Raw genomic sequence first — 13,245 nt, 5'->3', positions numbered from 1 at the left:
GGAATTAGCTGCGAAGTAAGGCCACCCGTCCCGCGTTCGGGCCACGGCATCCCTGGTCTCAACACAATGAAAGGTACCCAAAGGGACACCTGAGCTCATTTGAATCTCCTCTAGCTAGAGCTTCTTTGTACACGACTGTGTCGGCCTTACCCAGGGTAGACGGCCTTAAGTTTCACGGACGTCGCGGCCACTAGCCCGTTTGTCGTGCGTCGAGCGGCCCTCAAGCGGACACCAGGAAAGCCCGCCCTTGCGAGGGCGGGCTTTCCTGTTTACTAGTTTCGCCCGTTACCAATTGACTCAGAAGCCTGACCGTTCGGATATCCCCGTCGGGGGTGGCTAAAGGATCCATTGGCGAAGAACGTCAAACAGAAATGACGGCAATTCTCTGGCGATGTAGGCAGCAAAGATCAATGCCAGAGAACGGACTGGGAAGGACGGGCCGCCTGAATTCTGAGGCCTTCGTGACAATTTGTCTTTGCGGTTCTTCCGATTATTACGCGCCATCGACCTCTACCTTTCCTGCACAAGCCGGAGTTTCCTTTGGAGATATCTCAAGCCTGCGGCACAAAAGGCGACTGAACGATACTTTGTCCCGATGGTGTACGGGACAGAATAGTATCGAGGCAGTCCGGGACCATGAGGGAGAGAGGGGCCACCAGATGCTTTCAGCCGAGCAACTCGCACAAGCGCTCAAGGGTATGCGCGCAGGCAGTGGGATTACGGTTGCAAAGGTTGGACTCCGCCCAGAGCTCAGGCGAACGTTCGACCTCGACACGGACGATGAGTTCATATCGTTTATCAAGGAGAGGGCCGATGAATTACGAGGTCACCCTGATTGCGAGGCAGCTTTGGTAGCCCTAGGCATCGGTTGCAAACCTACGAATACCTTGAAAGAGAGGCGCCGGGCACATGTGGGGGCGTCAAGGCAAAGTAGTGAGGATTTCGAGAAGACATGCGGGCGCAGGGAAGACAGGGGATTCCAGGAGATTGCTGTTCGGCTCATTCAGGAGCGACGGGCATCCACTGGCCCGGATGAGGCTACCCTTTGGGAAATGATTCAAAGGTGCAATACGCGCATCGACACCTTATCTGATCAAGTTGCAGAACTTACTCGCATCCACAATTTGTCCCTTGAGGAGCTTTCCGACTTCGCTGACAAGCAGAAGAACTTAAATGCAGAAGCTCTTTTTATTCAGCAAATGACACTTGATCGATTTTTTGATCTATTTCAGATATTCCTCAAATATGTAAACTTAAAAAACGATCAAAACCAAGCGAAAAGCTTGCTGGACCGCGCTTTTTCGTTGTACAGAAATGCGTCGCATTATGCTGATACTGCTCAAAGAGAGCGCCATATAGTCACTGCCCGCAAGCACCTAGGCCAAGAGCCAGATCCTCAGAGCTCGAGCCCCTGATGGCGCACCGTCACACGTACGGCATTCGCTAGCGGAAGAGGCCGATGAACCAGGAACCAGCGCGACTGGTCATCCCGTTTCTGAAGGCCAGAAGATACCTAGTATCTTGTGGGTCTCGGTCATCGCTGTAGCCAAGGGCGTCACGAAAGAAGCTACCCGCTGAAGAACATGAGCGACTTCCTCCTTGTCCGGTTCCGCCGCCGCCGCCTTTTCATCAACTCGCGTAGCTAGGCTCCTGGCAAAGGCCCTGTCGTCGTCGGACTCGAGTGCCGCAGCATCTTTCCTGAGCGCCGCAGCAAGTGCCGCCAGGTTTTCTGTTTCATTTGAACCGTTGAGCCAGCGGACGGACACTGTGGATCCGCCGCTGATGCCTGAACCTATATTGTCCCTACCGGCACGTGTTTTGTGCCTGCTCTTATCAACATGCCGGCTGTGGTCTACCTGATTACCGTTGCCGAAGGTATTACCGTCCCCGAATACGTTGATCACGTTGCGCATCTCCAAGAGTTGACGGGCCGAATAATGTTGTCTCTTCAGTACTTCCCAATCCATATCACTGAGAAAAACTATTTCAGGAGCCATGGGTGTCAACCAAGCAAAAAACCTGTCGCCTTGCCCATTGAGCCAACGTTTGAAGTCATCGGCTAGGTCTTGCCCCTCCGACGCTGGCTTATCCTTTTCAACGGTGTGAAGGATGCCCTCTTCCAAAAGAGGCTTCACAACCTCATATCTGGCGGTTCGAGGAATTCGCCTACCCTTCCAGAAGATCTTTAGCGGTACAGGTTGCCGACGGTTTTTACTCTTGGACGACACATGTTCCACGAGTTCTTCACGGAGGCGATCCATGTCCAAATCACTGAACCTCCTTCGCGCGCGGGCGAACCCTACCCACCGGAAAAGCAACGCAAGGACTAGGAAAGCGACAAATACTGCTGCCAGCAACATGGCAGTAGTGATCAGCGCATCGGGCAGGCGCTCCATGATGCTCCTTCCCCTCCGGTGGAATCTTGAAGTTACACCGGGGGAATGCGCGCTGACAAGGAAGGTGACGGGTGAATACAGCCGGTGATGCTGTGTCTTGAAAATCAAAAGCTTTTCAAGACACTGTTCCAGGCATCCGCAGCGGCTCACGGCGGGCTGGGAAAACCGGGCTCACGTACGTCTCGGAAACACGTCTCACCACAAGTTGTCTCAACGTCCGCGTGTGCCGGGCTTTATGAGTCAAAATGGCCTGATGAGGCAATTGGGCTATACGCGAGTTAGTACTTCGAGCCAGGATGCCCAACTGCAGCTCGACGCGCTCGTCTCCGTCGGCGTGCAGAAGCGCGACGTCTTCGCCGACGTAACCTCGGGAAGTAAGACGGCGATCGAACGGCCCGGGATGAAGAGGCTCCTCGAGTACGCCGAGGAGGGCGACACCGTGGTTGTGTGGCGGGTCGATCGGCTGGGCCGGTCATTGATCGACGTGCTGAACACCGTGAACCTGCTGCGCGAACGCGGCGTCCAGGTCCGATCCATCTCAGACGGTATCGACCCGGCGACTTCGACGGGTCGGTTGATGTTGAACATGCTCGCCACCTTGGCCGAATATGAGCGCGAGCTGATCGTCGAGCGTGTCAATGCCGGCATCGCCGCCGCCAGGCAGAACGGAACGCGCTTTGGCCGCCCGCTGACTGATCCGATCGTCGTAGCGGACAAGCTGGCGATCGCGCAGGACGCCCGGGCGAAGGGACGCACCGCAGAAGACGCGGCCCGTCTCGTCGGCTGGAGCCGTGCCACTCTTTACCGCCACCAGCAAGCCCTCGCCGCGCACAAAAGCACCACAATGTAGGTGCCCGGGGATGGCGGAGAGACCCATGACTGTAGATGTGGAGCGCTAACGAAACGGGGGACAGAATCAATGGAAACGAGGCGGACCGCACCTGATCCGGAGTGGGTACAGATGTACCGGCAGGGAATTCCGACATCAAAGATTGCCGCTGCGGCTGGCGTCGCAGCAACCACTGTCCGCTATCACCTGCAGATCGCTGCACGGGCAGAACCCGGCATTCGGGAAGAACACAGAGCAGCTCTGCCCGCCGTGGCCCCGCAGCCGAACGAGGTAGGTCTACGGAACCTCGCCGACCTTGTAGCCTTCCATCAGGTTCATGGCCGGCTACCCTCCAGCCATGGGAAATCGGCCCGGGAGCGTGCACTTGAATCCTGGTTGGCAAACCGCCGTCGGCAAGCGGCAGAAGGAACCCTCTCCCCCGCCTACCGTGAAGGCCTGGCCGTCATCCCAGGCTGGGACAAAACATCCAGGAGCAAGGCCGATGACGAAGCCCGGTGGCAGCAGCGGCTGGATGAGCTGCGGAGGATCAGGGCTGCCGGCGGTGACTGGCCCCGGCACCAGAAAACGGACGACCTGGACGAACGCATGTTGGGCGTTTGGTTGCATGGACAGCGGATCGAATACCGCGCCGGCAGACTGGATCCTGCCAGGGAGAAGAAGCTGAACGAGATCCTGCCCGGGTGGCGGGAGGGTCGCGGCCACAGGGGTGGTCGCCGCGCCAGTCGATAACGCACGGCTGTCACCGGGGGTGCCTGCGGACTTCTAGTAATTGTCAGGAGTTCCTGACACACTGCTGTCAGGAACTCCTGACGGGAAGGCATTGCAATGGGCTGGGTATCAACCGACAATCACCACGAGGGGTGGGCGGCTTGCGTAGCGCCTGACGGAAGGCTTTCTTCCTCGTCCTCAGGAGAAGGAATGCTCGTTCAAGGGGTAACTGGCGGGTACAAGCGGGACAAGATGATGCCTGACTACGAGATAATCCCCGATGAAAAGATGATCGGCTGGCGTGGAGCTTGCACCTGTGGCTGGCAAGGCGCAATGTGGAAAAGAGTCACCTCTGCAGCCGAAGCTGACTTCAGCCGGCACCGTGACTACGTCTCATTTGACGGCTTCGCCGACGCTTCCCGAAAAGTCGAAGACGCCATTCACGAGGAGTGGAAGGATCACATAGCCCCGACAGACGCCATTCTTGGTGTCGAAGCAGCTGCGCGTGAATATACCCAAGCCGGCCAGAGGCTGGATAAGACTGTAGCGGCTGCGAAGGCAGCCGGCGCTTCCTGGGCAGACATTGGCCGGGCGGTCGGCATTAGCCGACAGTCTGCCCACGAACGCTGGGCGGATAAATAGTAAGCCCGGCCAGCCCCCTCCCCCGAGCCTCCTCCTATCCTCGGCATGCCCCGCCAAAACCTTGTTGACCAAGGTTTTGACCAAGATTCTTTTCGAGAACCAGTTCTGACCAACAGGCGGTAGCTCTAGGCACACCCAGTTCGGCGACTTGCCCGGATGAGTCAGAAACGGTCGTTATTGACTACCCTCGGACACGGCAGTTAGTGGCCAATAATTACGTCAAGACGTAATTATTTTTTGAGGCGGTCCCTGACCGCCTCATCCAGGAAGTCGATGATGGAAAGTCCGTGCTCGGCCACATAGTCATCCATCTCGTCTCTGAGTTCGATTTCGATCTTTGAGGAGAAGGGTTCCATCCGACGTTTGCTTCGGGGACGGCCCGGTCCCGGCCGCCTGTTTGTCGATGCTCGAGGAGCAACCTCTAGCGGGTCAGGTGACTGCGCACGCGAAGGTTCCGTAGACAGCTCTTGCCTACTGTCGCTTCGGGAGGTCAGAACGTCGACTACGTCCGCAGCGGGTGCCTTGCGGATCGCTGATTTTCTCTCTACTGGCATCAGTTGACTCCATCGATAAAGCGAGCATGCTCGATGAACTTTTCGGTCATGATTACAGCTCCCCTGCTGTTGAGCTTTGTAAGAGGGGCTCTCGAACTGACAGAGTCCTGCATGGCGGTCCTGAGCGGAAGGTGAGGACTCCTTACGTCTTGCCCATAGGCAGCCTCCAGTTCGCCGATTTGGAAGGCATGCTCCCCTGTCAGGGGCGAACTGGTCTTGTTGATGATGATTCCTAGGAACTCAAGTGCCGGATTCAGGTGCGGTAACGACTGCACTTTCTTCACTGTCTCCAGGAATTCGGTGACGCCTTTCACCGAGAAGGCCGCAGGCTCCGTTATAGCAAGGACTCGATCAGCCCAAATAAGGCCATTGAGCGTAAGACGACCCAACGCGGGAGGAAGATCCAGAAGAATGTGATCGTATGCCATCAATTCCTCAGCGCCCCAGGCGGCGGTCTTCAACCGCAACTCTGGTGTCATGATGCTTTCCGATTCCAGCCGCGCAAGCGATTCGGAGCTCGGGATGAGATCAATGCCAGGCCAAGAGGTCTTGGTGATGGCCTGACCTAAAGTGCCGGCATCTCCCCCATACAACACGTCGAAAACGTCGAACTCACCGGAACCTTCAAGTGCTTCGGTGACGTTTGCCTGAGGATCCAGGTCGATCACCAGCACTTTTTTGCCAATCAATTTCAGACCGGTGGCAAGACCCAATGTCACAGAGGTCTTACCGACTCCGCCCTTTCGATTCCCTATCGCAGTTACTTTCACATGTCACCTCAATTGCAATTAATAAATCTGGCTGTCTGCCCATCTATCAATCCGTCATTCAATCTATCAATCTATCTTTATGTCATGACGTATTTATTTGTGCCGAGGCGTTACACGTCCGCCCCAACCTCAAACTGGACATCTGGCTATCAATCTATCCGTCTATCTTTACGTCATGACGTATTTATCTCGGCGCGTCGCTACATATAAGCAAAGCTATAGAGGAAGAGGGGCGGTTCCCAAGATCCAACGCCTGGCTCCGGGAGGCGTTGGAGAACTATCCCTAGCGTCACATGGACACCAGCTGCTCACCAGAGAAGAGCCCGGAGAGTGCCCTCAAGGACTTCCACCGGCACTGCATGGTCGCGCCTCTAGCGCCCACCGCATGAGAACGCGATAAATACGTCTGGATTTATTTCATATGTCGCTAATCCCAAGAGGGCTGAGGGCATACGCCCGTACTCCGGGGCGCAAGACGCAAGGGCTATTGCGTGACGATGACGTCTTCATAGCGCCAACATTGGGGCCAACTCGTTTGAGCCGGGGACACTCGGGAGTTGCCAGCCCTTCTAACCGAAAACACTTCCAGGGCCCAAAGTCTGAGGGTGCACAGAGTTCGCAGAAGAGCCCCCCACCAGCAACACTAGGACGCCACAATAATAAATACGTCAAGATTGATTCTCTCTCGGCATGCTCTCCCTTGTCCGACCGCGGGGTTCACGACAGGCGGCAAGAACTAAGAGAGTCTTAGGCCGCTTTCCATAAGGCAGAGACAATGGGGGTGCCAGCCGATGAGATTCACGCTCGAGATCGTGAAGATCCTCCTCGACTTGCTTGCAGGCCTTCACCGTGATGCAGTCCTAAATCTTTCCTGTCATTCCGGCCTCAAGCTGCATGCCAAATTGCCGCATCGTCGGGTGGTATCCAGTACTCGTCCCGTTCTAGATCAAACAGGTCAGTCTCTTCGACCTTGGGGGTACGAAACCGGTCTAGATAGGCGTGCCAAGCAGCGCGTTCATTCCGGTTACGGCTGATCTGATCAAGGTAGTCATCCATCACACCGAGTCGTGCCGCGAGCATGCGTAAGTTGACTGTGGTGGTCTTCCACGCGTGTCCCTGGCGTTGGACCATACCCAAGGCTTCCATCTCGGCCAACGCGGCCGAGCATGCATTCCGGCTGACACCGCTGGCCCGCACGAGATCCGCAGTTGTGGGGGAGTGGCGGCCGCGTTCGATGGCTTCGTACACCAGCGCTGTAGCATCCCCGAGCGCCCGAAAAACAGGCCGAATGGCATGAATTTTTCCTTTTCGCCAAGCTAGTTCGCGGGCTAGTTGTTGGTACTGCTCGGGGAGCTGGATGAGGTACACGTCGGCGGCTTTGTGACGTGCGTCCATGACTTTAGTCAGGATTCCATCGGAGGCAGCAACCAGGACGGGCAGAAGCCGCGCAATGGTGACGTGGTGTTTTCCCATCGCCACAGCAAGAGTTCGACATCCAACGTCAAGAACATCAGTTTCCTTGGCTCTCATGTAGCCCAGTAGCCCACGAATGAGCAGGCGGAGGCTGAGACCTTGCCGGCCTCTGGCTTGCAGTCTGTGATCGAGGACTGCGTAAAGGACATTTTCCAGATCGTTCACGAGCTGCTGCACACCAGCGCTGCTAAGTTTCCCTGCCCCCCCGGTGGTTAAAGTTGGGCTTGTGTTGTTAATAGGGGCACTCTTTTTCCTGTGTTTACGGGGGAGTCGTTTCTGAAGGGTTTGGTTGGAAGTGAGGGACTGGGCTTTGGTCCACTCGTAGGGCAGGAGTCGCGCCTGGCGTTGGGGGGTTCCGTATAGGGCGGCCAGCCCCGGGAACTGACCGGTGAGTTCGTTCTCGATGTCTTGCAGGGACCAGCCGCAGGCACTGAAGTGGTTCAGCACAGCCATGCGAGCCTCGGATGGACCCTTGTACCTGGCCGTGTCGTACAGGCCGGTTCGGGCGACTTTGCGCAGCGGCGCTTCACTACCAGCGTTTAACGGTAGTGCCGGCAGAATCCCGGTTCGCTGTTCGGCAACAGTCTTGGCTGCGCGGGCTTTGAGTGCGCGCTTCCGGGTTAGCTCCGGAGCCAGCGCGGACCGAAGCTCCAACAGCGCAGAGGCTGGGTTGCGGCGCCGCAGGATGTCGTATGCCTGGGACAGAGGAGTGATGAGAGTTTGGTGGCCACCGGACTTGTGGGCCGTTCCTGGGACACGGATGCACCCGTCGGTGATGTTCTGGTGGGGGCTCGGGTCGAGACTGGTGGCCATCAGAGCTAGCGCTTCGACTAGTTCCCGGGCCTCGGCTGCGTCCATCCGGTCGTGCAGCGGCACGTACAGGTGGCGTCCACCGCTGGGGGAGAAATCCTCCACGAACCTCACGCCGCACTCCGACAACAATCGGCCCACCCGGACCGCGTCTGAGTCCACCACGCCTTTCAGTGCCTTCGAGGTGTCAAAGTCCAAGCACAGCGTGGAGACTCGGCCGTCCGTGCCGTGCACCATTACAGCAGCAGGATGTCTCGGCAAAGAACGAGTGATCTTCGGCGCATTCTTTGGCCGAGGATATTGAAACCTCTGCCCAATCCAGCGTCCCAATCGGTACGAAGGCGCGCCAGCTATCAGCGGAGCAAGACCCCATGCATCTTCTGGTCTGGGACGTGGAGCGACACTCACAAGGGCATGCGTTGACGTTAATACCGGTTCCGGTACCATGGATTGCAGTAGCCTTCCTCTCGGGGATGGATATGACAAGATCCACCCACTGGGTGGGTGTTGGATAAAAGTTCAGATCGCGACCCGCCAAGATCATTGATCTGAACTACATATGTTTACGGAGGCCCGCCTAGTGCGGGCCTTCAGTGATTTAAGACGCCCTGGGGATCAGCGCCTCCTGCGGTTGGTCTAACTTGTTGGGAAGCCCGCTGTCGCGGTCGATGAGCGCGCCAAGGTACTCGCTCAGCGATAGTCCGTGGCGTGCCGCTTGCGTACTCGCGCGAGCATGCTGGTCGGGCAATACGCGGCCGCGCAAAGCGACGCGCTGGCCGTCGAGCTTCGGGGTTGCATAAGGCTGACTCATGGTCTCATCCTTGCCCATCCATGGGCCTCGGTACCGGTACCGCAATCTCTCGGCGTGTCGCACTCTCTTAGAAACCCTTTGCCACAGCTGCGGCTGCGGCGAGCCACGCGCGCTGGGTAGCTGGTTGGAGGGCGTCGTAGCGGATGGGTCCGTTGACCAGGGCGGGGTCGTAGGGGATGCGGACCACGGCTCTTACATGCGGGGCGAAGCCGTCAGCGATTCGCCTGGCCTCGTCCTTGGCGCGCTTAAGCGCATCGCCGCTCATGCTGCGCTTGGCGTCGGTGGACTCGGACACGATGACGACGGCGTTGCGGGCCAGCTCGGCATCGTGGCCGCCACGGGATTCCAGCGTTTGGAGAGTCAGGCGCGCGGCCTCGGCGCGGTCTTCAATGGCTGTCACGGGGACCACGAGCTGGTTGGTGTGGTGGATCATTCGCCGCCAATTCGCGGCTCGGGCCGTGTTTCCGGAGTCCATGACGATGAGCCGGTAGTAGCGGGTGAGTACCTGGTGGGCGATGTCCACCTCCTCTGCGGTCACTTCGTGGTCGCCCTCCTCGTTCTCGTCTGAGCGCAGGACGTCGAACTTGTCCGAGGTCTGGTGGTGGACGAACTGGGCGATCTCTGCTGCTTGGGCGCTGGGGGAGAGCAGCGCCTTTGATGAGTCGATGAGATCCAGGACGCTGTTGTTGTGGCCGCCCTGTTCGGTGCGCCAGCCGAGCGTGCCCTGTGATTCGTTGTTGTCCCAGGCTACGGTCGCTGCGCCGCTGTACCGGGCCAGGATCGCGCTGAGCATGACGACGGTGGGGGTCTTGTTCGCTCCGCCCTTGCGGTTGACGACGGCGACGGTGCGGGGGCCGGGCCAGTGTTGGCTCACTGTGCGGATGTCTTCGCGTTCGGCCAGCTCTTCAGGCGAGGGGTCCATGCGGAAGCCGAGGCGGCTGAGAATGCCGCGCCAGCCGCGCGTGGCCGGCTGGAGCACGGGCGCGCTGATGAGGAATGAGGTGTCTTTGAGGCTGCGCCGGGTGGCACGCTCCGCTGCGGCAGGTGTGGCAGCCGGTGCGGGCCCCTCTGCGGGCGCGGCCGTAGCGGCTGCGCCGAAGGTCACCGGCGCAGCATCGGCAGCTTGTGCCGGCACTTCTTCGGCCGCAGCGTCGTCGGGAACCCAAACAGGCGTAGGTGTATGCACGGTCGTGGTCGTGGCCTTGGCCGTTTCGGGCGAAGGGGTGGCCGTAACGGGCAAGGTTTCCTGCTCCCGCTTAGGGGTGGGCTTGATCGGTGCGGCCTCGCTGACGACGCCTTCGGGGGAGACGATGATGAGGCCCTGTCCGTCCGGGTCGGTGGTGCTGACGCGGACGGGTCGGCCGAGCTGAGCCGCGGTTTCGGTGATGAGCCGTAGTGCATCGCTAAGGACGGCGGCTTCGTCGGCGGCCTCGATCGCGTGGGAGGTCCCGTTGATGGTGACTTCACCGGTTCCGTTGGTCCGCAGAACGGCGTTGATCTTGGGGAAGTCGAGCGCTTGAGTTTCCATCATCTGTCCTTACTTTGTGCCGTTCGGGGGCGTGAACCGGTTGACCTGCCAAGGCTTGTCGGCTGCGCTGCGGAGCAGCTGCACGTCGTAGTCGCCGGCATCGGTGGAAAACACGACATGGCAGCCGAAACCGTTGTTCTCATCGATCCTGAGCTGGCCCGTTCCAGTGATCCTGCTGACCGGGATGTTCGCCGGGTCAACGTATTGGTAATCAGCGGTTGCTTGGGCGGTCAGGAGCTGCCCGAGCTCCTGGATCCATTCCTTGTCCGTGACCGTGGGACGGGCATACAGCGCCATGGCCTTGGTCGCGGTTTCCAGCGCGGCTGTTTTGCTCGCCTCGTCCCAGGTAATGCCCAGGGTGGCCGGTGCTGTGCCGCCCGGAGCTTGGGGCTTACCCCCCGCGCTGAGCGTAGCTGGGGTGGCGGCGGAAGCACTGGGCGACTGTTCCGGGGGTGTTGAGCTGGATACCGGCGCGCAGGCCGTGCATACGAGCAGGGCCGCGAGGGCTGTCAGGGCGCGTTTCATGGTTCCTCCGGTGAGTCGCTGCCGGGCAGGTAGAGAAAGGCGCTGGGAGTGCCGTTCTCTACGGTGCGGGTGTAGTAGGTGTGGTCGTTCGGGGCGGGGTTGCCGTTGTAGCCCTCTTCCAGGAAGCTGCCGTCTCCGTTGACGGCTTTGACGACGGCGACGTGACCGTAGGTGCCATCGGCGCCCCCGGTGCCGGGGGAGTACCAGACGACAGCGCCGACACGGGGTGTTCCACCGGTGGGCCAGCCCTTGGCGTCCCAGCCGTCTTTCCAGGTAAGGGCCGAGCCTAGTACGGCACCGTCAGGCCGGAAGGTGCCGTTCAGGACCTTGTAGGGGGCGGTGGTGCTGCTGAGCTGCTGGTTGACGCGCCAGAGGGCGAAGTCGACGCATTCGCGGTTGTACATGCCCAGCGGGGATGGCTCGTAGATCTTGGCTGTGCGCCACGGCAGGTCATCTTCTTTGCCGGATTGGCCGGGGATCCCGCAGGAGCTTTCCCCGCCGGCATCGGTGATCTGAACGTCGGCCAGGGCGGCGACGACCTCGACGGCGGCCGCCCAGTAGGACTGGTAGTGGAACGGGTCGGCGTTGCGCTGGACCCGGTGCGCGGCCGTGGTGGGTTCGATCTGTTCCCATCCGCTGATCTTCTGCAGGGCGGTGAAGAAGTTCGTGGCTGAAGTCGTTGGGTTCATGCGGTCCGGATAGGTTCCCCATGCGCCGTTGTCGCGCTGCTGGAACAGTCCCCGGGAGTCAGGGCCCGGGCCGTCGCCGTAGTCCAGGACACGGAGCCCGGATTCGCCCATGGCCGTCATGACACCGATCGTCTGCCCGCGGGCGGACAGGCCAAGGGCTTTGCCTGCGTTGATGATCAGGGCCGCGTTCTTCAGCTGCTCGCCCTCGTAGCCGGCGACAGCGACCTTGGGCAGCTGGCTTGCGTCAACGCTGACGCTCGACCCGGTCGGTGAGCAGACATCGGCCGCGGCCTGGGAGCCCCCGCCGAACAGGATGATGGACAGCACCAAGCCGACGGGCGCAAGGACGGTGCCGGCGACCAGCGCAGGCGCGCTCGTTCGTGATTGCATGTGTCCCCCTCACAAATGCTCGTCAGCTGTTTCGCCCTAGGGCTGGTCCTCGTCGTTCACTTCCGGTGTCTGGCCCTTCCTCAGTGTGTTCCGGTTCTCCCAGACCCAGTCCTTGACTTGATCTCTGGCGATTAACCATGTCTTCTCAACTTGGTAAGCAGGAATCACTCCGGTTTGGAGCCAGCGGTAGACGGTGTTTCGGGACAACCCGAAGATCTCTTCGAGGTCCTGAGGCGTAAGACGCTCCGGGTACTTGGCAAAGAGTGCCTCCAGGTACTTGGGGTCCACGCTCAGTCCGTCCCACCGCATAGAGCCATCGTAGACCACAAATTGGTACTGTGATGTACTAGACGTGACTGAAAGGTACTAAAGCTGTTGTTTGCGGTCACTTTTGGCCTTTCGTGTCGGATGGTACCGATACGATCTTTGCGGACATTAGTAGGGGAAGTGAAATGCCGGTCTCAAAGAATCGCTGGGTGACGCTCGGCGCAGAAACTATCGACGAACCCGTTCCTGCCGTCCCGGAAGAGCCGCCTTTCATCCCTACGGGGGCGACCAGGCCGCAGCTGAGTGTTCCGCAGCCGGACCAGGCGGACCGGCTTCCCCGAAGGAACGTTGCGGGGAGGGAACCGAGCTTTTGGTGGCTTGGCGTCCACGGCGGGGCGGGCGAAACGTCGCTTGCACGCCTGGACAAGAGAACCAAAGCCGCCGAGCATCACTGGCCTTTGACGGCAGCCGGATCCGTGATCGTCCTGGTTGCCCGGTCCAATATCCCAGGCCTTCGCGCAGCACGGCTGGCTGCAACTGAATGGGCATCAAGGTCACTTCCCGGGATCCAGGTCGCCGGCCTGGTGGTCATGGCTGACGCTCCCGGGCGGCTCCCCAAAGAGATCCGCGACTTCGCCCGCGTCGTCGGCGGGGGAGTGCCCCACATGTGGCATTTCCCCTGGGTGGACGCATGGCGCTACGGCCATGACATCGGGACCGAGGAACTTCCCAAAGAAGCCCGCACCACCCTTGAACAGGTGCATATCGCAGTAACTGCCACCGCCGGACTCGCGGCCAAATAGAAAGTAGAAACTCATGTTGTTCTCCAAGG

The 13,245-nt window shown here is 59.6% G+C and carries 14 protein-coding genes; 5 read left to right on the top strand and 9 right to left on the bottom strand.

Translation table 11 applies throughout. The annotated features are described in order from the left end of the window. The first annotated feature begins 659 nt into the window (after positions 1 to 659). Positions 660 to 1,415 carry a hypothetical protein gene (locus tag BACI349Y_RS20015; RefSeq protein WP_159636131.1) on the top strand — a complete coding sequence of 252 codons (756 nt, stop codon included), beginning with the start codon at positions 660 to 662 and terminating at the stop codon, positions 1,413 to 1,415. A 69-nt stretch (positions 1,416 to 1,484) separates the two neighbouring features. Here the strand turns inward: BACI349Y_RS20015 and BACI349Y_RS20010 are convergent, their stop codons facing one another. Then, positions 1,485 to 2,396, bottom strand: coding sequence for a hypothetical protein (locus BACI349Y_RS20010; protein ID WP_159636128.1), 912 nt, complete (start codon positions 2,394 to 2,396; stop codon positions 1,485 to 1,487). 253 nt (positions 2,397 to 2,649) lie between these two features. Here BACI349Y_RS20010 and BACI349Y_RS20005 point away from each other — a divergent pair, with 253 nt between their 5' ends. The 3 genes from BACI349Y_RS20005 (at position 2,650) to BACI349Y_RS19995 (ending at position 4,596) form a co-directional block, all read left to right on the top strand. Next, complete coding sequence (locus BACI349Y_RS20005) at positions 2,650 to 3,246, top strand: recombinase family protein (RefSeq protein ID WP_159636125.1); 597 nt, start codon at positions 2,650 to 2,652, stop codon at positions 3,244 to 3,246. 69 nt (positions 3,247 to 3,315) lie between these two features. Then, positions 3,316 to 3,975 carry a helicase associated domain-containing protein gene (locus tag BACI349Y_RS20000; RefSeq protein ID WP_159636122.1) on the top strand — a complete coding sequence of 220 codons (660 nt, stop codon included), beginning with the start codon at positions 3,316 to 3,318 and terminating at the stop codon, positions 3,973 to 3,975. 189 nt (positions 3,976 to 4,164) lie between these two features. Continuing rightward, on the top strand, positions 4,165 to 4,596 hold the full coding sequence (locus BACI349Y_RS19995) for an AsnC family protein (protein WP_159636120.1): 432 nt from the start codon (positions 4,165 to 4,167) through the stop codon (positions 4,594 to 4,596). A 230-nt stretch (positions 4,597 to 4,826) separates the two neighbouring features. Here BACI349Y_RS19995 and BACI349Y_RS20420 read toward each other — a convergent pair whose 3' ends face one another. From BACI349Y_RS20420 to BACI349Y_RS19955, 8 genes are all read right to left on the bottom strand, one after another. Continuing rightward, complete coding sequence (locus tag BACI349Y_RS20420; RefSeq protein WP_009358100.1) at positions 4,827 to 4,952, bottom strand: hypothetical protein; 126 nt, start codon at positions 4,950 to 4,952, stop codon at positions 4,827 to 4,829. A 197-nt stretch (positions 4,953 to 5,149) separates the two neighbouring features. Next, positions 5,150 to 5,920 (bottom strand): ParA family protein, encoded by a 771-nt coding sequence (locus tag BACI349Y_RS19985; RefSeq protein ID WP_056332006.1) that lies wholly within the window; start codon positions 5,918 to 5,920, stop codon positions 5,150 to 5,152. Between the two features lie 885 nt (positions 5,921 to 6,805). Then, positions 6,806 to 8,401 carry a hypothetical protein gene (locus BACI349Y_RS19980; RefSeq protein ID WP_236561141.1) on the bottom strand — a complete coding sequence of 532 codons (1,596 nt, stop codon included), beginning with the start codon at positions 8,399 to 8,401 and terminating at the stop codon, positions 6,806 to 6,808. A 400-nt stretch (positions 8,402 to 8,801) separates the two neighbouring features. Further along, complete coding sequence (locus BACI349Y_RS19975) at positions 8,802 to 9,014, bottom strand: hypothetical protein (protein WP_159636114.1); 213 nt, start codon at positions 9,012 to 9,014, stop codon at positions 8,802 to 8,804. A gap of 67 nt (positions 9,015 to 9,081) precedes the next feature. After that, entirely contained in the window at positions 9,082 to 10,545 is a 1,464-nt protein-coding gene (locus BACI349Y_RS19970) for a MinD/ParA family ATP-binding protein (protein WP_159636111.1), read from the bottom strand. Positions 10,546 to 10,551: 6 nt separating this feature from the next. Next, positions 10,552 to 11,067 carry a hypothetical protein gene (locus BACI349Y_RS19965; protein ID WP_159636108.1) on the bottom strand — a complete coding sequence of 172 codons (516 nt, stop codon included), beginning with the start codon at positions 11,065 to 11,067 and terminating at the stop codon, positions 10,552 to 10,554. Further along, positions 11,064 to 12,146: a CHAP domain-containing protein gene (locus BACI349Y_RS19960; protein ID WP_159636105.1), complete on the bottom strand. Its 1,083-nt coding sequence runs from the start codon at positions 12,144 to 12,146 to the stop codon at positions 11,064 to 11,066. The genes BACI349Y_RS19965 and BACI349Y_RS19960 overlap by 4 nt, the downstream gene beginning before the upstream one ends. A 36-nt stretch (positions 12,147 to 12,182) precedes the next feature. Then, positions 12,183 to 12,434 (bottom strand): helix-turn-helix domain-containing protein, encoded by a 252-nt coding sequence (locus BACI349Y_RS19955; RefSeq protein ID WP_015062447.1) that lies wholly within the window; start codon positions 12,432 to 12,434, stop codon positions 12,183 to 12,185. A gap of 188 nt (positions 12,435 to 12,622) precedes the next feature. On the opposite strand from BACI349Y_RS19955, the gene BACI349Y_RS19950 reads away from it, so the two are divergent. After that, on the top strand, positions 12,623 to 13,216 hold the full coding sequence (locus BACI349Y_RS19950; RefSeq protein WP_236561138.1) for a DUF6668 family protein: 594 nt from the start codon (positions 12,623 to 12,625) through the stop codon (positions 13,214 to 13,216). The last annotated feature ends 29 nt before the right edge of the window (positions 13,217 to 13,245 follow it).

It is taken from the genome of Arthrobacter sp. 8AJ (assembly GCF_902506025.1).
Lineage (GTDB): Bacteria > Actinomycetota > Actinomycetes > Actinomycetales > Micrococcaceae > Arthrobacter.
The sequence above is the reverse complement of the archived record's forward strand: the minus strand, read 5'-3'. Positions and strand labels throughout refer to the sequence as shown.